General features: G+C 58.0%; 14 protein-coding genes. 8 read left to right on the top strand and 6 right to left on the bottom strand.

Annotated features, from left to right (window positions below; genetic code table 11):
• The first annotated feature begins 74 nt into the window (after positions 1-74).
• Positions 75-3,167, top strand: coding sequence for a DUF2339 domain-containing protein (locus tag HDF15_RS16470; RefSeq protein ID WP_184257460.1), 3,093 nt, complete (start codon positions 75-77; stop codon positions 3,165-3,167).
• The gene (locus HDF15_RS16465) at positions 3,164-4,045 is read left to right on the top strand and encodes a M48 family metallopeptidase (protein ID WP_184257458.1); all 882 of its coding nucleotides are present in this window, start codon (positions 3,164-3,166) and stop codon (positions 4,043-4,045) included. The genes HDF15_RS16470 and HDF15_RS16465 overlap by 4 nt, the downstream gene beginning before the upstream one ends.
• A gap of 257 nt (positions 4,046-4,302) precedes the next feature.
• Here HDF15_RS16465 and HDF15_RS16460 read toward each other — a convergent pair whose 3' ends face one another.
• Positions 4,303-5,232, bottom strand: coding sequence for a hypothetical protein (locus HDF15_RS16460; RefSeq protein WP_184257456.1), 930 nt, complete (start codon positions 5,230-5,232; stop codon positions 4,303-4,305).
• A 19-nt stretch (positions 5,233-5,251) separates the two neighbouring features.
• On the opposite strand from HDF15_RS16460, the gene HDF15_RS16455 reads away from it, so the two are divergent.
• The 4 genes from HDF15_RS16455 (at position 5,252) to HDF15_RS16440 (ending at position 9,377) form a co-directional block, all read left to right on the top strand.
• On the top strand, positions 5,252-5,563 hold the full coding sequence (locus HDF15_RS16455; RefSeq protein WP_184257454.1) for a hypothetical protein: 312 nt from the start codon (positions 5,252-5,254) through the stop codon (positions 5,561-5,563).
• 313 nt (positions 5,564-5,876) lie between these two features.
• A complete protein-coding gene (locus tag HDF15_RS16450) occupies positions 5,877-7,664 on the top strand; it encodes a M20/M25/M40 family metallo-hydrolase (RefSeq protein WP_184257452.1) in 1,788 nt (595 codons plus the stop codon).
• Between the two features lie 431 nt (positions 7,665-8,095).
• Positions 8,096-8,836: a DUF2461 domain-containing protein gene (locus tag HDF15_RS16445; protein ID WP_184257450.1), complete on the top strand. Its 741-nt coding sequence runs from the start codon at positions 8,096-8,098 to the stop codon at positions 8,834-8,836.
• Positions 8,837-9,080: 244 nt separating this feature from the next.
• A complete protein-coding gene (locus tag HDF15_RS16440) occupies positions 9,081-9,377 on the top strand; it encodes an HU family DNA-binding protein (protein WP_014268012.1) in 297 nt (98 codons plus the stop codon).
• A gap of 81 nt (positions 9,378-9,458) precedes the next feature.
• On the opposite strand, the gene HDF15_RS16435 is transcribed toward HDF15_RS16440, so the two are convergent.
• The 3 genes from HDF15_RS16435 to HDF15_RS16425 all read right to left on the bottom strand — a co-directional run bounded on the left by HDF15_RS16435 (position 9,459) and on the right by HDF15_RS16425 (position 10,922).
• The gene (locus HDF15_RS16435) at positions 9,459-10,208 is read right to left on the bottom strand and encodes an isoprenylcysteine carboxylmethyltransferase family protein (protein ID WP_184257448.1); all 750 of its coding nucleotides are present in this window, start codon (positions 10,206-10,208) and stop codon (positions 9,459-9,461) included.
• Positions 10,209-10,271: 63 nt separating this feature from the next.
• Entirely contained in the window at positions 10,272-10,754 is a 483-nt protein-coding gene (locus HDF15_RS16430) for a cupin domain-containing protein (protein WP_184257446.1), read from the bottom strand.
• A gap of 78 nt (positions 10,755-10,832) precedes the next feature.
• The gene (locus HDF15_RS16425) at positions 10,833-10,922 is read right to left on the bottom strand and encodes a hypothetical protein (protein WP_409254882.1); all 90 of its coding nucleotides are present in this window, start codon (positions 10,920-10,922) and stop codon (positions 10,833-10,835) included.
• Between the two features lie 311 nt (positions 10,923-11,233).
• On the opposite strand from HDF15_RS16425, the gene HDF15_RS16420 reads away from it, so the two are divergent.
• Entirely contained in the window at positions 11,234-14,863 is a 3,630-nt protein-coding gene (locus HDF15_RS16420; RefSeq protein WP_184257444.1) for a TonB-dependent receptor, read from the top strand.
• Positions 14,864-14,931: 68 nt separating this feature from the next.
• On the opposite strand, the gene HDF15_RS16415 is transcribed toward HDF15_RS16420, so the two are convergent.
• Complete coding sequence (locus HDF15_RS16415) at positions 14,932-15,384, bottom strand: 23S rRNA (pseudouridine(1915)-N(3))-methyltransferase RlmH (RefSeq protein WP_184257442.1); 453 nt, start codon at positions 15,382-15,384, stop codon at positions 14,932-14,934.
• A gap of 225 nt (positions 15,385-15,609) precedes the next feature.
• Here HDF15_RS16415 and HDF15_RS16410 point away from each other — a divergent pair, with 225 nt between their 5' ends.
• On the top strand, positions 15,610-19,080 hold the full coding sequence (locus tag HDF15_RS16410; RefSeq protein WP_184257440.1) for a TonB-dependent receptor: 3,471 nt from the start codon (positions 15,610-15,612) through the stop codon (positions 19,078-19,080).
• Between the two features lie 113 nt (positions 19,081-19,193).
• On the opposite strand, the gene rsfS is transcribed toward HDF15_RS16410, so the two are convergent.
• Positions 19,194-19,808: a ribosome silencing factor gene (rsfS, locus tag HDF15_RS16405; RefSeq protein WP_184257438.1), complete on the bottom strand. Its 615-nt coding sequence runs from the start codon at positions 19,806-19,808 to the stop codon at positions 19,194-19,196.
• Positions 19,809-20,340 lie beyond the last annotated feature (532 nt).

Raw genomic sequence — 20,340 nt, 5'->3', positions numbered from 1 at the left:
ATAATCGCTCCCCTTGGACGGACAGCGACAAACAAAACCGACGGCATTCGTGGAATACTCATCAGCAATTGCCTATGGACTCCTTTGTCATTGTTGTACTCGTGATCGCGGTGCTGTGGCTCTTTGTAAAGCTCCGGGGGCAAACCGCTAACCGTAAGAAGCTCGAACAGCACAGCGACCTGATCGGTCGTCTGCATCAGCGTGTGACTGCGCTGGAGCAGGCTGCTGCAGCACAACAGAGCTCTGTCGCGCCGCAAACGGCTGCGCCTGTCGTACGTGGAGGACCCTTTCCTGCATCGGTTGTCCAGCCGAAGGAAGACCTCGCTCCTTTAACACCTCCCGTCACAGACAACAGAGATGACATCTCTTCGACGCCATTCGGGGCAGCCCCCGAACCTGTGCTCTTAGCGAAAGAAGATGCTTCCGGCGATCAGGCCTCGTTTGCACCACATTTTTCTTCTGCCTCTTTTCTAGAAAAGCCTTCCGATACCCCCTCGAGCGCATCCGCAGGCAACGCCTCACCGGATCTGCCATCTCCCCCAGATCTCCACACAACGCTCCCTCCAGCGGCGACGAAACGGCACGTCTCCATCGAAGAACGGCTGGGACAGAACTGGCTGAACAAGCTCGGCATCGTCATTTTGGTCATAGGTCTCGCGGGCGGTCTCGGCCTTCTGCTGCGTACGATCGGGCCTGCGGGCAAGAGTGCTATTGGGGTCGTACTTAGCCTAGCCATTTTGGGTGGAGGAGTACTGCTGGAGCGCAAGCAGCAGTACCGCATCTTCGCGCGCGCACTGATCGGCGGCGGCTGGGCGCTGACCTTCTTCGTTACCTTCGCGCTGTATCACGTGGAGGCGATGCAGGTGTTGTCCTCGCAAGGCATCGACCTTGTCCTGATGCTGATCGTTACCGCGGCGATGGTGGCGCACTCGCTCAAGTACAAGTCGCAAGTAGTTACCAGCCTCGCATTTCTGCTGGCGTTCGTCACCGTGGGCATCAGCCACGTCACGATGTTCAGCCTGGTTGCTGGCGCGCTGCTGGCTCTGGGGCTTGTCTATGTCGCGGCGCGTGAATACTGGTTCGAGCTCGGTCTCGCGGGCCTTGTGGGCGTCTACCTCAATCATTTTCTGTGGCTGCATCGCGTGCTTCCAGATGGCGGCCAGCCCGGCCATCCGTTCCCCGAGTTCATCCCGAGTGCGGCGCTCCTGCTGTTTTACTGGCTTCTCTTCCGGCTGTTCTACGTGCTGCGCGTGCCGAAGACGCGCAACCAGGAGATGGTCTCTTCGTTCACGGCCATCCTCAACTCCGCTGGTCTGCTGTCGCTGTTGAAGTACCAGTCGTCGCATCCGGAGTGGGCGTTCCGAGGACTACTGATCCTCGGTATCGTCGAGTTCGCGCTCGCCTTCCTGGGGCGGCGCAAGTGGCGCGGCTCCTTCATCGTGCTCTCGACCCTGGCTTCTGCGTTCCTGCTTGCCTCAATTCCCTTCCGCTTCAGCGGATCGCACTGGACGTTGCTCTGGCTGCTCGAAGCCGAAGTTCTCTTTATCGCCGGCGTGCGTATGAAGGAGGTCGTCTTCCGGCGGCTGGGTGTGCTCGCAGGCTTTGCGACAACGTGGCAACTGCTGATTACCGGCGTCTCCTCCGTCTTTCTCTACCGCCAGACCAATGTCGATTCAACGCATCATCTGCACCTCGCGATTACTCTCTTCTGTGCTGCCGTCTTGTTCTGGCTCAACGCGGAGTTCTGCACGCGGCGCTGGAGCTACATTGCAGAGAATGAGCTGGACCGCGTTGGCCTGAGAGTTACTTCGTACCTGGCCTTGATTGCCGCAACCGCTGGGCTGTGGGTGTGCTTCCCCGGCACATGGACGATCGTTGTGTGGCTGCTCGCCGTGCTTGCACTGGCCTGGTTTGCGGACAGGCTTTCCTCGCGCGACCTCGCTACGCAGGCCGATGCGCTGGCTGTGGTTGCGATCATTCGTGCGGCCATCCTCAATTTCTCTCTTACGGATCATTGGCATGGGCTCTCGCTGCGTGCCATCACCGTAACGCTCAGCGGCATTCTGCTCTACCTGGGCATGCTCCGCAAGACACGCGCGCTTGGGTTTGCTCGTGACTACATTGCTCCGGCTTACTCATGGGCTGCGGCAGCGCTATTCGGCACACTGCTCTGGTATGAGCTCGAGCCTGTCGCGGTTGCCGTCGCCTGGGGAGTCTTCGGGCTGTTGCTGTTTGAGCTTGGCACAATGCTGCGGCGCAGCTACTTCCGTCACCAGGGCTACGCGTTGTTGGCGGCGAGCTTCGTGCGGATCTGGTTCTCTAACCTCAACGTTGGCGATGCATCGCACACGCTCAGCCCACGTCTTTACACCGTGCTGCCGCTGATCGCCGCCTATTTCTGGGTCTATCAGCGATTGCAGGGAGAACCGTCGAGTGCCGAGATGCGAGTTTCGAGTTTCGAGAAGAATGCGGGCATGATCGCCGCGTGGCTCGGGACGATCGCCGCGACGGCTCTGCTCTACTTCGAGGTGCGGCCGGATTGGGTTGGCGTCGCCTGGGCGCTCTTCGCGTTGGTGCTCCTCGCTCTCGGTTGGTGGCTGAAGCGTACGCTCTTCGTCGCGCAGTCTCTTGTACTGCTGCTGGCTGCTGCGATCCGGGCGTCGATGTTCCATCTCTTCTCACCGGCACCGCTGGCCACGGCGTTCACAAGCTCGCGCGTCTTCTGTGTCAGCGTTATCTGCGTGCTGATGTTGCTCGCTTTGCCGATAGCCTTTCGCATTCGTGCGCAGTTTGCGCTGCAGGCTGTCGATGCGAAGTCCGGTTGGCGCAGGTACACGCTCTTTCGTCCTGAGCAGCCGTTCTTCTTTGTGCCGCTTGCGTTGATTGCGGTGTTGCTCTTTATCCAACTGCACGCCGGCATGATCACCACGGGCTGGGTTGTACTCGGCTTGATTACCTTCCTCTTCGCGCTCACGGTGGGCGAACGCAGCTACCGGCTCGCGGGGCTCGGATTGTTGCTGCTCGGCGTAGGCAAGGTTATTCTCTACGACATCTGGCACGCCTCGACGAACGACCGCATCCTCACGCTCATCGTCATGGGCCTCGCGTTGCTGCTGGTCTCGTTCCTCTACTCACGTTACCGGGAGACGATCCTCAAGTTCCTATGAGACGCTGGCTTCCTCTTTCCCTTATTGTGATCGCGGGCATCTTCGCCATCGTGGCTGTGCAGTGGCAGCGCATCGCTGCACGGCCTTCGGCGCAGGGCATCCTCTCGGCTGCGGCGGATGCGCAGCATGAGGCGACGCGGGTTCCCACGCACTTCGATCCAATGTCCGATGCCGACGAGATCGCGCTCGGCGACGAACTCGCGAGCGAGTATGCAGAACGCTGGCTTTCGTCTCCGGCAGATGCGACGAAAAATCGCGCCATCGAAGCTTATCTTCAGACCGTTGGCGAGCGCACTGCTGCAGGAGCGCGGCGTAAGCTGCCCTGGAAGTTTCACTACATCCCCGACCCTGCCTTCGTGAACGCCTTCGCGCTTCCCGGCGGACATGTCTTCGTGGGCCAGGGAGTGATCGCTCTCATGAAGAGCGAGGACGCGCTCGCCGCGGTGCTTGGTCACGAGGTGGAACACATCGACCTGCGGCACTGCGCGGAGCGCATGCAGACAGAGGCGCACCTGCGCGAACTGGGAACGCTCGGCGCTGTTGTAGGGCTACCTGTGGAGGTCTTTCTCGCGGGCTACAGCAAGGAGCAGGAGCTGGAGGCCGATCGTGATGGCACCACGCTTGCGGTTAAGGCAGGCTACTCTCCGCTGGGGATTCTGCAACTGCTGGGCGAGTTCGAGAAGCTGGAGCAGCAAGCCAATTCGTCTGACGATAAGCCGGCTACTCCGGTCGATGAGGCCGCTCAGATCTCGTTGCAGACCGTCGCTGGCTACTTCCGCTCGCATCCTCCGGCAGTCCAGCGGGAGCAGCAGGTGCGCGAGTTGATGCGCTCGCAGCGTTGGCCCACGCCGCCTTTGCGTCCGTTGCGGAAGTTTTGAGGCCTTTGTTTTTCTAGTTGTCATTCCGAGCGCAGCGAGCGAACCTGCTTCCTCCCGTTTTTAACCGCTGTCGGCGCAAACCATGTTTTTCGGCTGTCGCCCACGCTTTCTGGGTGATGTAAGCAAAGAACGGGAGACAGCAGGTTCACTCGCTGCGCTCGGAATGACAACCAGAAAAGCAAAAGCAAAAACGGACTGCACGAAGGTGCAGTCCGTTTTCCTTTCAAGTCCGTTTGCCGATAGATCGCTGTGAATCGCTACGCCCGGCGCCGATACTTTACCGCAAACTCATACCCCTGGTTCGGCGGAAATAAATCGGCTACGAGCCGCAGCCGCGCCGCCAGCGCAGCTGGAGCTAGCAGCGGGTACTCGCGCTCACGCAACTCGCTGTAGTCGAAGTCCAGCGCCAGCGACAGCAGGTACAGCGCAACGGCATCCGAGAACGCCGAATCGATATACAGTCCGCGCTCTTTCTCGTTGATGGTGGCCGATGTTGCCGGCGTACTCGAAGAGGCTCCGCTGAATGTACGCGGTTTCGTGACTAGTCCAAGCCCGCGCCGCGAAAGCGAGGCTGCAGGTTCGGGCTCTGCGTTTGCAGGGCGGCCGAAGGCAAGGTTCCGCGACTCCCAGGCATCGAGGCTGGTCTCGCCACGCACATTGTCGAGGGCCTGCTTCCACACGAGGTCGGCAAACGAAGCGGGCACGCCCGCCTGGTCGACGAACGCATGCGCGACGTTGATGAAGAACTCGAAGCTCAGCGCGAAGCGGTCGCCCAGCAGCCGCGTCGAGATGAACACGCCGCGGTTGCCGCTGCCCAGCTCTACGTTGCGATGGCAGATAGCGGCATCGCTGAAGGCGTCGGTATACTCTCCGGCCACCATGGTCGGCTCGTTGGCAGGGGTGCTGGTCTTTGCATTGGCGTCCGCTTCGGTGCTCTCGCCGGTCTCGGGATTCTCGCGCAGCGCCAGCGGCACAAAGTAATAGGTATTGCTCTTGAGGGAGGCGACGATGGCCGCAGGCACCGTCTCCAGCATGCGGTCGAGGTCGGGGGCGTCAACGCCGGTTTCACCATAGGTGGCAAAGGCCACGCCGTTGGCCGATTGGCGAACTTCCGCCTCGCGCGCAACCTGTGCCGCGCGTACCAGTTGCGGCGTACGTACAGCGCCGCTCTGCAGAGTCTCAGCCATTAGCTTATTCTAGCTGAGTATGGCGACTGCAAACGATGTAGAACGCGCAAGGCGCGACGGTGTGTTGCTGGGAATCCCACTGGGCGATCTCGGCTGGTTCCAATCGCTGCTCATGGGACTGGCGACAGGTTTCGCCGCGTTCTTCGCGACGACCTTCTGCGCGATCCTCGTGTTGCTGGTCTATATGTCCGTGACACATCACCCGGTGGACTTCGCGATCGCCTATCGCCGCGCCGGTTTTCCGGTGGGTGTCGTGGTCATGGCGCTGGCTCTGAGCTATCTGGGCGTACAGTGGGCCCGGCGCATGGCGCGGAAGTCCCAGCGCAGCTAGCCTCCTATACTTTGTCCTCTCGACAGGAGGCGCGTCTTTGGGCCGCCCCTTTGGGGCTTAGATCCGTGGCCGTTTGAGCCTCTGGGCTTCCTTTGTGTTCATGGAATCGCCCACCACAAGGCGGGCTGGATAGCCACGATAAAGTCATCATGTGCGCACCCCAACGAAAAAACGCGTTCACCCGGGGACCCGCACTTCGGTCGAGATGACAATTTGAGGATCTTCCGACCAATTGCCCCATCGGCGAAACTATCCTCGCCAGCCAGGCGTATTCTCCACATCTACCATTGGCACCACCCTCCAAGGAGTTTCTATGCCCGCCTTCCGCCGCATTTTGCGCTGCAGCACGACCACGCTCCTGTTCGTGGGGCTGCTCTCTGCCGCAGCCCACGCCACAGACAAGAAAAAGCCCGCCGAGCCCAGGACGGAATCTAAAAACGTCCCGTCCTACTACGGTCCCCAGCCTTCTACCGAAAATCTGGATCTCACGATGTACGCGCGCATCCGCGCCGAAGGCCTGCAGCATGGCAAGGTGATGGATTTTGGCGCTGCCCTGGCCGACGGCATCGGCCCGCGCCTCACCGGCTCGCCGAACATGGCTAAGGCCAACGCGTGGACGCGCGATACCTTGAGCAAGATCGGCCTCGAAAACGCACACCTCGAAGACTGGGGCGAGTTCGGCATGGGCTGGCAGCAGATCAACACCTGGGCGCGCATGGTCTCGCCCGACCCCGAGCCCCTCTGGATGCAGGCCGCTCCCTGGTCGCCCGCTACCAAGGGCCCCGTGACCGGTGAGGTCGTCTATGTACCGCTGGCCGACGCGGAAGAGCTGGACAAGCTGCACGGCACGCTGGCGGGCAAGATCGTGCTGCTTGGAGCCATGCGTTCCACCCCCGATATCACCGAGCCTCTCTTCCATCGCTACACCGACGAAGAGCTCAAGGACATGGAAAATGCCGAGAGCCGCCGTGCGAACGCCGCACCCGCAGTGAATATTCAGGCGCTGATGGCGGAGCGGCAACGTCTCACGACGCTTCGCCAGCGGGCCCTCAAGATGATGATTGAAGAAGGTGTCGCTGCCATCATCACGCCCAGCCGCGATGGCGGCAACGGCGGAGGCACCGGCATCATCTTCGACGACAACGGAGCGAACCTCATCCGCGGCGCGCAGACGGCGGAGAACGCCGTAAAGATTCCCAACGCCGTCATGATGATCGAGCACTACAACCGTCTCGCGCGTATGGCGCAGGCACACGTGCCTGTGACGGTCGAGGTCAATATCGAGACGAAGTTCACCGGAGACCACGAGCACGGCTTCGACACGGTTGCCGAGATCCCCGGCTCCGACCTCAAGGATCAGGTCGTCATGGTCGGCGGTCATCTCGATAGCTGGATTTCGGGTACGGGCGCGACGGACAACGGTGCAGGCTCCATCGTCGCGATGGAGGCTGTGCGTATCCTGAAGGCGCTGGACCTGCATCCGCGCCGGACGATCAGGATCGCGTTGTGGTCCGGAGAAGAAGAGGGTCTCTTCGGCTCGCAGGGCTATGTGAAGCAGCACTTCGGCACCTTCGCCGCCCCCGCTACGCCTGACCCCGCCGGCACGCCCAGCTACATGAGCCGCAATCGCGGCCCGCTGCAGACGACCAAAGAGTGGGAGACGCTGGACGCCTACTACAACCTCGACAACGGCACCGGCAAGGTACGCGGCGTATACACGCAGGAGAACTTTGCGATTGCGCCGATCTTCGCGCAGTGGATTGCTCCGCTGCACGATCTTGGCGTAACGACGATCAGCAACCGCAATACGGGTGGCACCGATCACCTGTCGTTCGACGCCGTAGGCCTGCCAGGCTTCCAGTTTATTCAGGACCCCCTGGACTACGAGACGCGCACCCACCACTCGGACATGGATACCTACGACCGCCTGCATCAGGCTGATCTGGAACAGGCTGCCATCGTAGAGGCGATCTTTCTCTGGAACACCAGCCAGCGCGACGAGATGATGCCGCGCAAGCCGTTCCCGCATCCGGAGCTGGAGAAGCAGTTGTCCGCGCCGATTCCTGGGCTGTATCCGAATGCTGTTGAACCGGCGAAATAGGCCGATCGCGCTACGGTTCAACGACGGCGGAGACCTCGGTCTCCGCCGTCGCTGGCTTTTGCAGGTTTTCTGTTGCCCTCATGCGGTGCGCAGCTTCATCGCTATACACCTACAGGAGATTTGCTCTAGGAATGAGACGCCCCGCGGCTACGCTTCAGAAGGAGCACAACGCACAGCATTGAGATTGTTAGAAGGGCAACTTCCAGTAGGCACAAAGGAATGACCGTCAGAGCGCTGGCATGATGCCGCGTGACTAAGGATCCTGCGATCAGTCCGACACAAGGAATAATGGCGGCGCACAGTCCAGGCACGACGCGTAGAACTTTTGTGGAGAGCCGTGAAGAAAGCATTCGCGAATCCTCGCAGTAAGACTACAACACCAGGTTCGCTAACACTAGGTTCGCTGCAAGGTCATATAGCATCAGATCGTCATGCCAGCACACTTCACCCCCGAGACCCTCAAATTCCTTCGCGGCCTCGCACGTTACAACGATCGCGAGTGGTTCGAAGCGCGGCGCGATATCTACGATCGCGCGCTCAAACAGCCGATGCTCGCCTTCATCGACGAGATCAACAAGGCAATGGACGACTTCGCGCCCGAGCACGTGCGTCCGGCCAACAAGACGATGATGCGCATCTATCGCGACACGCGCTTCAGCTCCGACAAGCGTCCGTACAAACGCCAGGTCGCGGCCTGGTGGGCGCGGCGCGGCATGGAGAAGACCTCCGGCGGCGGTTTCTATCTGCACGTCAGCCCCAAGGAGGTTCATATCTCCGCTGGGGTCTACATGCCCGAGCGCGAGCAGTTGCTGGCGATCCGCCGCTGGCTCGCGGAGCACCATGAGGAGTATCGCGCTCTGCAGGCTGCGATCCTCAAGCCGCGCGCCCGCAGCGCAGGAAGCAAGATCCAACCGCCGATGTCGGGGATCGATTCATCGTCCCTGACACGTATGCCCAAGGGCTTTCCCGCGGACCATCCCGCGGACGAACTGCTGCGTGCGAAGAACTGGGGAGTGCAGGTTTCGTTGCCTTCCGAGATCGCGCTCGATCCTGCACTTCTGCAGGAAGCGGTGCAGAGATTTCGTCTCGCGGCACCCCTGGTGCATGCCCTGAATGGAGCGATTCTTGAGGCGTCGGAGGCGGTTCGCAAACCCTCCAGACCCCTCTTTTGATGGACGATTTTGCCTGTTTTGTACCTGTTTAGGGACAAAAACCGTGAAATATCGGAAAAACCCATAAAAAACTTGTGGAAACACGATATTTCCCGTTGACAAAGAGTTCAGGAAGGTTGAAGGTGATGTTCGGCGCGGTTTTCTCCGCACCCGCATGAACACTGGCGATTAGTGTCCGTATTCAAGCTGCGGGGAATGGGCGAAAGCCCATGCTCAATCATTCGGAAACGAAGGAGTACACAACATGGCAAAGGGAATTACAAAGACACAGCTTGTCCGCCTGCTGGCAGAGAAGCTCGAGCTCACGAACAAGCAGACCGCAGCCTTCCTCGAACTGCTGGCAGAAACTGCCGTCAAGGAGACGAAGAAGAACGGCGAGTTCACCATCCCCGGTATCGGCAAGCTGGTGAAGGCTGAGCGCAAGGCCCGCGTGGGTCGTAACCCCCAGACCGGCGAGGCCATCAAGATCAAGGCCAAGACCGTTGTTAAGTTCCGCGTGGCCAAGGTCGCGAAGGACACCATCGCTCCGCCCAAGAAGTAGTTTTTTCTTTAGCCAAAAGCGCCCCATCCGCGCGACGGTTTCATCGTCGCAGAATGGGGCGCTTTTGCTTTCGGGTGATTGCTAAGCTGTTGCCGTCTCGGCCTTCGCTGCCGGCATAAACGCACGCGCCACCAGCCACGTCCCCAGCGAGATCAGAATGCCCTGACGCAGCCACTGTCCATTGAAGTTCCATCCCAGGACGGCCAACACGGCAAACACAGCGATGAAGTACAGTTCGCCCAGTACAGCCTGTCCCCAGCGCGGTGCGGTTCCTGCAGCCTCTGCACGTGGAGTGGGATACGGCAGAAACCTTGGGACCGCCGCTGCGTAGTTGAGATAGGGCTGGCCGAATTGCGCCGCGAGAAACGGCTCTTCAGCAAGTGCCAGGCGAATCTGAAAGACCCAGATCAGCACGATCGCGAAGATCGCGCCGCTTGGGGGCATCAGGATCGCAAGACCGATGGTGTGAAGCAGCGTGCCCAGGTAGAGCGGGTTACGTGTGCGGCGATAGGGCCCATCGGTCAGCATGACCGCGCCGTGCATTGCGCGGGCCGCCACAACTCCTGCACCCACGTAGGCGGCTCCCCAGGTGCGCAGCCACGCGCCGAGGCCGGTAAAGAGCAGCGCGACCACCAGCAGGACGATCGTCGCGACCTGAAAGTTCATCCAGCCATGCAGGGACAGCCACGACGACGCGACCAGCCAGGTCGTCTTGCGCGTCAGGTCGAGCCCCGGGATCCACTCGACCCACGGCACCCAGAAGGCCAGCGTGAAGATCAAGGCGTGAATCAGAAAACGGAAGCGGTACTCGAGGCGACTGGCCTTGAACATGGATCTCCTTGAAGCGCGATAAACCTGAAGCGCGATGAACTTCCAGTTTATCCGGCCCTGCCGCTATTTCGTGCAGGGCTGTTGGCCACCGATCTCTACGACGTAGTAAACGGTCTGCGTATTGCCATTATTGTGGATGCCGTGGAGCTGGTTGGGGGCGCAGTAGATCGTGCCTCCGGCGGTGATGGTCACGGGCGGAGCGTCGGAGGTGAACTCGAGCGAGCCCTCGCGGATGAGCATCAGTTCGGCGTGCGGATGGCGATGCGGCGGATGCGGCGCCTTGCCGGGGTCAAGCTTGGTCTCGTGGACCTCGATGTGCGTGATACCGGGGATCTGGCCGTGAAGGATTCCATGGCCTGTGATTCCCGGATGAGTAGAGCTGCCAGGGACCGTGGGAATCACCTCACAGAGGGTGAGCATTGTGCAGTCGGCGGCGGCCACTGGTTCGACTGCGGTTTGCGGGGTCTGGGTATGGGCGCTCAATGTGGGGAGAAGCGCCAGTAGGGAAAGACTCTGACAGAGGTCGCGGCGGGAGAGTGTGCTCATGCGGATGATGTTAATGCAGGGACAAGAGAGCGGGCTGAAACGCTCTTTCCCGGCGAATCGCTGTTCCTGGAACAGCCTTCAATCTCCGTGCTGATGCGGATGCCCGGCCCGGATGCTCAGGGCACGGTAGATCTGTTCGGCGACGACCGCGGCCAGCTCATGCGGCAGGGTGATTCGATAGCGTTGGGCGTCAGGCTCCGAGGCTGGCGAGCGCCGTGGGCCGAATGGTCGTAAGCAGGATGTCCATCGTGAACTACGGAATTACATAGGGATTCGTCTTCAAATTTCAAACTAACGGAGATAAAAATCGGATGAGGGTGCAGCGATCTAACGTAGTCGTCTGTCCTTATCGGCATGACTCATGTCGCCAAGGTGTGCGAAATTCGAAGCAAGGGATAATTTCTTCAAAATATTGATTAAAAAAGCACAAAATATGACATTTGGCCCCGTGAAATTCCACAGCTCTCTGCAGAGTTGGCATGAGAATTGCTTTGCTCTACTTTATGAGAAACCTTTACGATCCCGAGCTCCGATTCAAGTTTTGGTCTTTTCAGCTTGCGCTCCTAATCCTGAGCTTTGCTCTGGTTGCGGCGCCATCCTTTGCCCAGGTAACCAATGCGACCGGTACTATCCAGGGAACGGTTACGGATCCTGAGGGTGCGGGTATCCCGAATGTCAAGTTGACCCTGCTCCAACCTGCTACCGGTTCGAGCAAGATGATTACAGCGACAGGGACTGGTTATTATTCTGCGGGCTCCCTCGTCCCGGGGGTGTATAAGGTCACGGCAGAGGCTGCCGGATTCTCTACAGTTTCAAAGGTGATTACCGTTCAGGTAGGTATAGCCGCTAACGGCGATCTAAAACTCGTCGTGGGTTCGGCATCCACGATGGTAGAGGTTCAGGGGAATGCGGTTTCAGTCGACTCACAGCAGACCCAGATCTCCGGAATCCTGACCCAGGAGCAAATTCAGAATCTGCCGGTGAATGGACGTAACTTCCTCGATCTGGCGCAGCTTCAGCCTGGCGTACAGATCCAGGACGGCACCAACTTCGATCCCACCAAGAACGGCTTTGAATCGATCTCGTTCGGTGGACGCTTCGGTCGCTCGGCTCGTCTGGAGCTTGACGGCCTTGACATCTCGGACGAGAACGTCGGAACCACGACACAGAACATCTCGCAGACAGCCATCGAGGAGTTTCAGGTCGCACAATCCAATCTGGACATCACGACCTCCATTACCTCTTCCGGCTCGGTCGATATTGTCAGCCGCAGCGGTACCAATCTGATTCACGGTGAAGGCGATTACTTCTTCCGCGACAAGCGGGCGGGCGGCGCGGACTTCCCCGGAGGGCAGGACAACTACCTTCAGCGGAACGATGTTTCAGGTGGTCTGGGCGGTCCGATCGTACCGGACAAGGCGTTCTTCTTTATATCGGCGGAGAACTATACGCAGCATCTCGCGGCCCCTGTCAGCCTTGCGGGAACGCCGCTGGCCGCACTCTCCAGCTCCTATGCTGCCCCTTATTCCGAGATGCACCTTCTGGGCCGCACTGATTTCAACCTGCCCCATGGAGCGAAGGCTTTTCTTCGCGGTGTCTACTTCAATAACAAGGACACGGGCGGTTTCGGCGGCGGCAACAATTATTCGCCTTACCTCAACGAAAACAACGTCCCCAACGTGGGTGGCGGCCTCGACTTCCTGACGGGAAACTTCAGCCACAGCTTCCGCGTGGGCTACTTCAAGTTCTTCAACGAGATCACCGACGCAACCTCGGTTACGCAGAACCCCGCCTTCAACTCCACTCCTGGAATCAACCTGGAGATCGGCGCTTTCTCGAGCGGTACCAACGATCTGGCTCCTCAACAGACGGTGCAAACCAACAAGCAGTTCAAGTATGACGGCAGCTGGACCAAGCGCAACCACACTCTGCGCTATGGCGCAGGCGTCAATCATCTGCTGGGTGGCGGTCTCGCTTCCTTCTTTGGTTTGGAACCGCAGGTATCGCTGAACTACTCTTCTTTTGACCCGAACAATAGTCCGTTTGCGGGTGGTGCGGCTAATCCTCAGAACTATATTCCCAATCTAAATCCTGCCGGTAACGGCGGTAATGCCGCTATTACCATCGGCAATGGCCAGGGCTTTGATACCGAGATTCCGCAGTTTGGGTATCCGGGCGGCGGTGAGCATGACTGGCGCATCACAGCCTATGTTGGCGATCAGTGGAAGGTGAGCTCCCGTTTGAATCTGAACTATGGAGTGCGCTACATCCGTGACACAGGCCGCCAGGACTCCGATCTGCCAGCGATTCCTGAACTCAATGCTATAGCTCCCGGCCTGGGCGACAAAGTGAATCAGCCGAATAGCAACTTTGGACCCCAAGCCGGTATCTCCTGGGACCTGACCGGCAAGGGTACTACGGTGATTCGTGCCGGAGCCGGCATCTACTACGAAAACAACGTCTGGAACAATGTGCTCTTCGATCGTCCCGTACGTCTGGCTACTGGATTGTTTTTTGGGGATGTTACGGCTTGCCCTAGCGCCAGTATTATTGTTCCCGGCAGAACGACACCTTTGACTACAGTCGATGGAACCCCGACGGGCACGTCGATCGCGAGCATCTGCAGTTCGCCGGTCGGAAGCGATTCCGCTCAGATTGCTGAGCTGCAAAGCACCTATCAGAGTTTAGTCAAGGCCGCTGGGGCGGCTGCGAATGGCAACTACATTCTTAACGCCATGGCCGTAGGCCCCAATGTAAACGGCGACTCTCTGTTCCTGCCCCAGTACAAGACGCCGGAATCGTACCAGATGAATATCGGCATTCAACGGCAGCTGAGCAAAAATACCGTGGTTACGGTCGATTACCTGCGGAATGTTGGTGAGCATTTTCTCATCGGAATCGATGAGAATCATGTGGGCGCGGCGCGTAATTACAATGCGACTGCCGCGCAGGCGGCTGTAACCGCTACGCTGGCGGGGTGCAATGCGACCAGCGTAGCGCGCGCTCTCAGCCCGGGGGGATGCCCCGGTCTTCATCCAGCTTCCGGAGGCACAGGTCCAGGCTCGGTTACTCTCGCTGATTTCTCGGCGAACGGTCTCGACTCTGAAAACTCCGGTGGCGGCGTTCCTAACTCGATATACGCCTTTGGCGGCAACAATGCCAGCTTCGGCCAGATGAGCTTCCTCACCCCGGGTGGACGTTCGACGTACAACGCCCTGGAAGTGACGGTAACTCAGCGCGTCAAGAATCCGGTTCGGGGTATTACGGCCATCGATCTGACAGGCGCTTACACCTACAGCCACTTCAGCGGTACGGGGACGTCTGCGGATATCGGCCGCTCGTCAGGTGGAGATCAGGACTTTGGCGCAACGGCGTTGAGCAACGACAATCCATCGGCTTTCTATGGATCGAACTCGCTGGATCGTCATCAACAGTTCTCAGGCAGCCTGGGACTGGAGATCTTCAAAAACCTGCGCATCGATTCGATTGCTCACCTCTACTCCTCCCTGTCCACTACACCTAGCCTGGCAACCCAGGGAGCAGGTGATATCTTCATCAGCGATCTGGATGGCGATGGAACGACGGGCGACGTCGTGGCGGGTGCCAACGTAGGCTCCTTTATGCGCCAGTTCAATGCGCACAACATCAACAACCTTATCAACAGCTATAACTCAACCAACGCAGGTCAGTTGACTCCAGCAGGCAAGGCTGTGGTCAACTCTGGTGTTCTGACTGCGAGCCAGTTGGCTTCGCTAGGTGCTGTGCAGCAGACGCTGCTTCCAGCGCCTGCGAACCAGGTAGGCAACGATATCCTGCGTATTTGGGATCTCGGCCTCTCTTATAACTACAAATTCGGTGCGGCACTAACGATCCAACCGAGCGTGCATGCCTTCAACATCCTGAACTTTGCGAACTTCGATGCTCCTGGAACGCTCGGTACGGTGCGCGAGTTAGGAGTCCTGGGGAGCAATATCAACTCTGCAGCCACCGGTACGATTAACAGCACGACCTACGCCAGCCAGGAGGCCTACCGCGTTGGTCTCGGAACGGGTGTTTATGCAGCAGGCGCTCCTCGTCAGCTCGAGTTCGCGCTCAAGTTCCTGTTCTAAGAAAAAAGAAGTCTTCAACACCCTGGCGGGAGAGATAAAACTCTCCCGCCTTTTTTATGGCGAAGATTTCAGTGCCCGTGGTGATACGGGTGCCCGGCACGAATGGTCAGTGCGCGGTATATCTGTTCGGCGGCCACGACGGCGGCCAGCTCATGGGGCAGGGTGATTCGCCCGAAAGCCACTGTAAGGCTGGCGCGACGGAGGGCTTCGGGCGACCAGCCGTCCGCCGGACCTATGGCCATGACCACCTGTTGGACACCGCTATCCTGAACACCCCCAAGTGTGGAGGCAAACTCCTCGGAGGACATCTGTTTCCCTCGGCTGTCGGTCAGGATGAGGTAGGGAGCAGTACGCCGTGCAGGACGATCGAGGTGGGCAAACAGGGCAGCCTCAGAGGAAAACTCACGCTGGTCACAGGGAACATATCGGCTGGAGCGCTGGATGTAGCGCTGGAGCAGTTGGGCGTCAGGTTCCGAGGCGGGCGAGCGCCGTGGCCGGATGATTGCGAGGAGGATTTCCATCGTCGATCTACAGAATTACATAGAAGCGCACGATAAATTACTAAAAAAAGACATATTATTCACAATCCAGTAGATCGCAAAGCTTGAATTATCAATATTTCACAAACTTGATGGATTTGGCATTAGAAGTGCAGGGCACAAGGGCAGATCCGAGTACGCAAGCCGGCATCCCGCCAGTTGTTCTATGTCCTACCGGTCCCCTGTTTGAGGAGTACGTTTTTTAGAATGAAGAAGCTTTCGGCCATCTGCAAAAAAGTCCTTGTTTTGGGTATGCTTTTCGCGGCACTTTTCGTGCCAGGTCTTGTTTCCGCGCAAAATGCTGTAACCGGTGCTATTACGGGAGTTGTGGTCGATCCGACGGGTGCCCTGGTTCCGGGCGCAATGGTCAAGATTATCGACACCGCGACAAACGCGACCCTGAAGGTCGTCACCAATTCAGAGGGCCGGTTCAGTGCTCCGTTGCTCAAACCGTCCAAGTACGAGCTTGATGTTACGTCCAATGGCCTGTTGTCCCAGCCGACAACGGTTGTCGTACTGGTAGGCCAGACGCCGAACGTAGACATTACATTGGGTGTGGCCGGCAGCAATACGGCTGTCACGGTAAGCGCCCAGGCCGCGCAGTTGGTAGATACTCAATCCCCTGCGTCGATCATGACGTTGACGGAAAGCCAGATTCAAAACCTGCCCTCCCCCGGCGGTGACATTACCACCGTCGCTTTTACCGCTCCCGGAGTCGTCTTGAACTCGGGCGGTGCCTACGGCAACTTCAGCTCCGATGGACTGCCCGGCACGTCGAACCTGTATGTGCTCAATGGATATGACGACGAAGACCCCTTCCTGAATCTCAATAACTCAGGCTCGAGCAACCTGACTCTGGGACAGGGCGAGATCTCCGAAGCTGCCGTGGTACAGAACGGCTATGGTGTGCAGTATGGACGTGGCGCAGGCGTCATCATCAACTACACCACCAAGTCGGGCAGCAACAAGTTCCATGGCGCCGCGAACTACTTCTATAACGGCACCGTTCTGAATGCGAACGACTGGTTCAATAAGCAGGGTGGAGGTGCACGTCCTCACGCTGTCTCTAACCAATGGGCTGCAAACGTAGGCGGTCCGGTCTGGAAAGATAAGCTCTTCTTCTTTGCCGACTATGAAGGCCTTCACTACGTATTGCCCGCTCAGAATTACGTTGCATTTCCTACGCAAGCGTTTCAGAGTGCGGTGCTGAACAATCTGGCTACGACTGCTCCAGCCAATATTCCTTTCTACCAGCAGGCGTTTGCGCTTTATAACTCGTCTCCCAACTTCGCAAAAGCAGTACCGGTTACAAATGGATCAGGTCAGCTTCAGGATAGTAGTGGCCAATGGGGGTGCGGATCGGCTGCCCTCCTGAACCTTCCGGATGGAAACGGCGGTACGTTCGGCAAAACTACATCCTGCACCTCGTCTGCACTTGGAACAGGCGCGAACAAGAATATCGAATGGCTCTTCACGGGCCGTGTCGACTGGAATATCAGCGACAAGCACAAGCTCTTTGGCCGCTACAAGATGGACCGCGGCACGCAGCCGACGTATACCAGCTTCGTGAACCCGCTGTTCAGCACGATCAGCAGCCAGCCTTCGTATGAAGGACAGCTTAACGACACGTACGTCTTCAGCCCGCACATCGTCAATCAATTTATCTTTGCTGCAAACTGGTACACGGCCTTCTTCGGCCCTTCCAACACGGCGGCTACACTGGCGGCGTTCCCCACCTACTTTGCTTCGATTAACGATGGCGGTTCCAACGGCGCGGAGGCGCAGTTGGGAAATCAGAACCTTGGTTTGTCGAACTCGTACATCGACGGCCGCAATGTGACGCAGTATCAGTTCGTCGACGATCTCTCGGTCATCAAGGGCAATCACACGCTTCGCTTCGGATATGACTTCCGGCGCAACGATATCACCGACGTCGACGCCCAGCAAAACTTTGCCGGCACGTATGCCCTCTTCATGGGCGACTTCGCAAATGGAATTCTGAACTCGGTTATCAATCCCTCAACCAAGACAGCCAGCAATCCAAACGGTAACCCGTTCGGATCTAGCTTCACACAGCAACTCACGAACAACAAATCTGCAGACCTGGCTCTCTACAATATTGGGGTCTATGCGCAGGATGAATGGCAAGCGACGTCGCGTCTGAAGTTGACGCTTGGAGTTCGCTTCGATCGCACCGGCAATCCTCTGTGCACGAACGCCTGCTTCTCCCTCTACAACGGGGCGTTTCCGCAGAGTAATGTCACAACCTCGACGCCCTACAGCAGCCTGGTGAACGCTAATCAATCGCACCCCTTTGCCAGCGTGCCGAAGATCAATCCGCAGGGCCGGTTCGGCTTCAACTATGACGTCACCGGAAATGGCCGCACAGTCGTTCGCGGTGGCTTTGGCATGTTCACGGACCTCTACCCTGCTGGGTTTCTGGACAACTTTATTGACAACATGCCGAATGTCTATAATTCGTACATTACGTCAGGCAGTGTCGGTTCGACTCTGATTCCGGGTAGCGCCATGGCCAACTCTCTGGCGTCGTTCAATGGTGTAGAAGCCGGTTTCAATAATCAGGCAAGCTCCAGCTCCCTGGGAGCTACCATCCCTGGCTTTGCGAATCCCGCTCTGGCACTGGCACCTTCCGAGTTCAAAAACCCAACCTACCTCGAGTTCAGCCTGCAGGTACAACATCAGTTCACGAAGAGTGATGCTGTCATCCTCGCGTACGCCGGAAACACCGGCTACGATGAAATCATCTGGAATGGTGCGGTCAATGCAGCAGCAGCAGTTCCCGGCTTCGGAGGTTTGCCAACGGCTCAGCCCGATCCTAACTTCGGTCCAGCCACTCTCTATAGCAATGCAGCGCATTCGAACTACAACGGCGGCTCCGTTACCTACAAGCACATTGATAAGGGCCTGACTCTCAATGTGAACTACACATATAGCAAGGCTATGGATGATTCCTCCAATGGGGGAACCACCAATGAGCCGTATAACTATAACTCTTACTACGCGAAATCGAATTGGCAGATAGATCCGCATAGCGTAAGGCACTTGAACTACTCCGTTGCCGACTACGATATCCGTAATAGCCTTTCACTCGATTTTGTGTACGACATGCCTTTCCACTTCCAGAACACCATTGAAAACCAGGTATTGGGCGGATGGCTTGTCGCAGGTAAGAGCTTCTACCGCAGCGGTCAACCCTTCACGGTTTACGATAGCTCTGGCCCGAGCACGTACACGGGCGGTACCGATAACGGTGGCGTTCTCGTAGACATCAAGAACTTCAAGATGAACCGGAACTGCGGAGCCTCGGCTGCGATTACTCCGTGCTTCTCCACCTCAGATTTCGTGGCATCGGGTTCTCAAACGGACTTCGGCAATGCTCCGCGCAATCAATTCACCGGTCCGCACTATGCAGACACGGATCTCACCCTGGCCAAGAAGCTGTACCGCCGCAATTCTATGAATCTTCAGGTTGGTGCGAATGGCTTCAATCTGTTCAATCACCCGAACTTTGCGCTTCCCGGAGCGGATATCTCGTCATCAAACGGCCTTGGAGTCATCAGCTCCATCGCAGCTCCTCCGACCAGCCCTTACGGCTCCTTCCAGGGAGCTGGTATCGGCGGACGTGTGATTCAGGTATTCGGCAAGTTCAACTTCTAAGCTTCAATCTGTACAAAACAACGAAAGGCGGAGAGCTTCGGCTCTCCACCTTTCGTTTGTTTCTATCTTTCGTGCAGCTCTGATCTGGGTACAGGGATTTGTCTAACTAGCTGCTACGAGCGCGATTTCGCAGTCTTCTTCGCTGTGCTCTTGGCTGGAGCTTTCTTCGCCGACTTCACCGAAACTGTCTTTTTCGTGGCGGCTTTCTTCAGGGGCTTCGAAGGAGCCTTTTTCGCGGCTTTTGCAGGTACGGCTTTCTTGGCAGGTACCGACTTCTTTTTGGCTGGTACGGCTTTCTTCGGAGCCACCGCTGCCGGTGCGGGCTTCTTCTTGCGCGAAGCGTTGATCTGAGACCTGAGTTCCGCATTCAGATCTTCAATGCTCAACCGCGTTGCCGTCTTGCGCAGTCGCTCCAGTCCATAGAACGCACGCTTCTCCGGGGAGAAGATGTGGACGATGAAGTCGACATAATCCATCAGGACCCAGTCGCCCTGGCGGCGGCCTTCGACCGAATTGGGATAGGTGGCGAATTCGCGCTTCAGGCGAATTTCGATCTCATCACTGATCGCAACGTTCTGGCGATCGTTGGTGCCGTTGCAGATGAGGAAGTAGTCGGTCAGGCCGCTCTCCGATGGATCTAGTGCAAGAATGCGGATGTCCTCTGCCTTCTTGTCTTCGCAGGCAGCAGCGGCGGCGGCGAGCATCTGGTTTACTTCGGTACTGGGCATGAAACTCCTTTAGACATTCCATCCTAGTACAGGTGAGGCGCTGTAAGGACGAAAGAGTCGTGAGTAATCAGTATGGCTGAAACTGCGTCCTTTCGGTTTGAGCCTCGTTGAAATGTAGGGCGAAGTGAACAGATAGCAGTTCCGTTTCGGTTTGGCTGAGAGCCAGGACTACAGAGACTAGGGTGTGTCATCAAATTGCTTCTGGACCTCAATCGACCGGTGCAAATAGCTTGTTGAGGCACAGAGCGGAAGGGCACGGTTTCAACCGTGCCGTAGAAAGCCGGCCAAAGGCCGTACGACTCTGCCGAAGGCAGGAGTGAAGCCCGCAGGGCGCAACGACTGAATTGCTTTCTTTTTGTAGTGGCGAAACAGGCCATTTTAGCCCCGGATGCATCCGTGCTGAACCCTGCACAGTCCTGGCAGCACCAATTCAGTCGCTCCGGCTACGCCTTCGCTTCAGCCTTCGGCAGAGCGGAAGGGGGCTGTGCCCCGTTCTTACGGCCCGGCACTGGACAGCTTCAGCCGTGCCCTT

The organism is Granulicella mallensis (genome assembly GCF_014203225.1).
Lineage (GTDB): Bacteria > Acidobacteriota > Terriglobia > Terriglobales > Acidobacteriaceae > Granulicella > Granulicella mallensis_A.
Note: the sequence above shows the minus strand (reverse complement) of the source record. Positions and strands in the feature narration are given on the sequence as shown.

Excerpts from the sequence above, each read along its gene's own strand:
- HDF15_RS16470 (WP_184257460.1), top strand. The coding sequence starts at position 75 with ATGGACTCCTTTGTCATTGTTGTACTCGTGATCGCGGTGCTGTGGCTC.
- HDF15_RS16465 (WP_184257458.1), top strand. The coding sequence starts at position 3,164 with ATGAGACGCTGGCTTCCTCTTTCCCTTATTGTGATCGCGGGCATCTTC.
- HDF15_RS16460 (WP_184257456.1), bottom strand. The coding sequence starts at position 5,232 with ATGGCTGAGACTCTGCAGAGCGGCGCTGTACGTACGCCGCAACTGGTA.
- HDF15_RS16455 (WP_184257454.1), top strand. The coding sequence starts at position 5,252 with ATGGCGACTGCAAACGATGTAGAACGCGCAAGGCGCGACGGTGTGTTG.
- HDF15_RS16450 (WP_184257452.1), top strand. The coding sequence starts at position 5,877 with ATGCCCGCCTTCCGCCGCATTTTGCGCTGCAGCACGACCACGCTCCTG.
- HDF15_RS16445 (WP_184257450.1), top strand. The coding sequence starts at position 8,096 with ATGCCAGCACACTTCACCCCCGAGACCCTCAAATTCCTTCGCGGCCTC.
- HDF15_RS16440 (WP_014268012.1), top strand. The coding sequence starts at position 9,081 with ATGGCAAAGGGAATTACAAAGACACAGCTTGTCCGCCTGCTGGCAGAG.
- HDF15_RS16435 (WP_184257448.1), bottom strand. The coding sequence starts at position 10,208 with ATGTTCAAGGCCAGTCGCCTCGAGTACCGCTTCCGTTTTCTGATTCAC.
- HDF15_RS16430 (WP_184257446.1), bottom strand. The coding sequence starts at position 10,754 with ATGAGCACACTCTCCCGCCGCGACCTCTGTCAGAGTCTTTCCCTACTG.
- HDF15_RS16420 (WP_184257444.1), top strand. The coding sequence starts at position 11,234 with ATGAGAATTGCTTTGCTCTACTTTATGAGAAACCTTTACGATCCCGAG.
- HDF15_RS16415 (WP_184257442.1), bottom strand. The coding sequence starts at position 15,384 with ATGGAAATCCTCCTCGCAATCATCCGGCCACGGCGCTCGCCCGCCTCG.
- HDF15_RS16410 (WP_184257440.1), top strand. The coding sequence starts at position 15,610 with ATGAAGAAGCTTTCGGCCATCTGCAAAAAAGTCCTTGTTTTGGGTATG.
- rsfS (WP_184257438.1), bottom strand. The coding sequence starts at position 19,808 with ATGCCCAGTACCGAAGTAAACCAGATGCTCGCCGCCGCCGCTGCTGCC.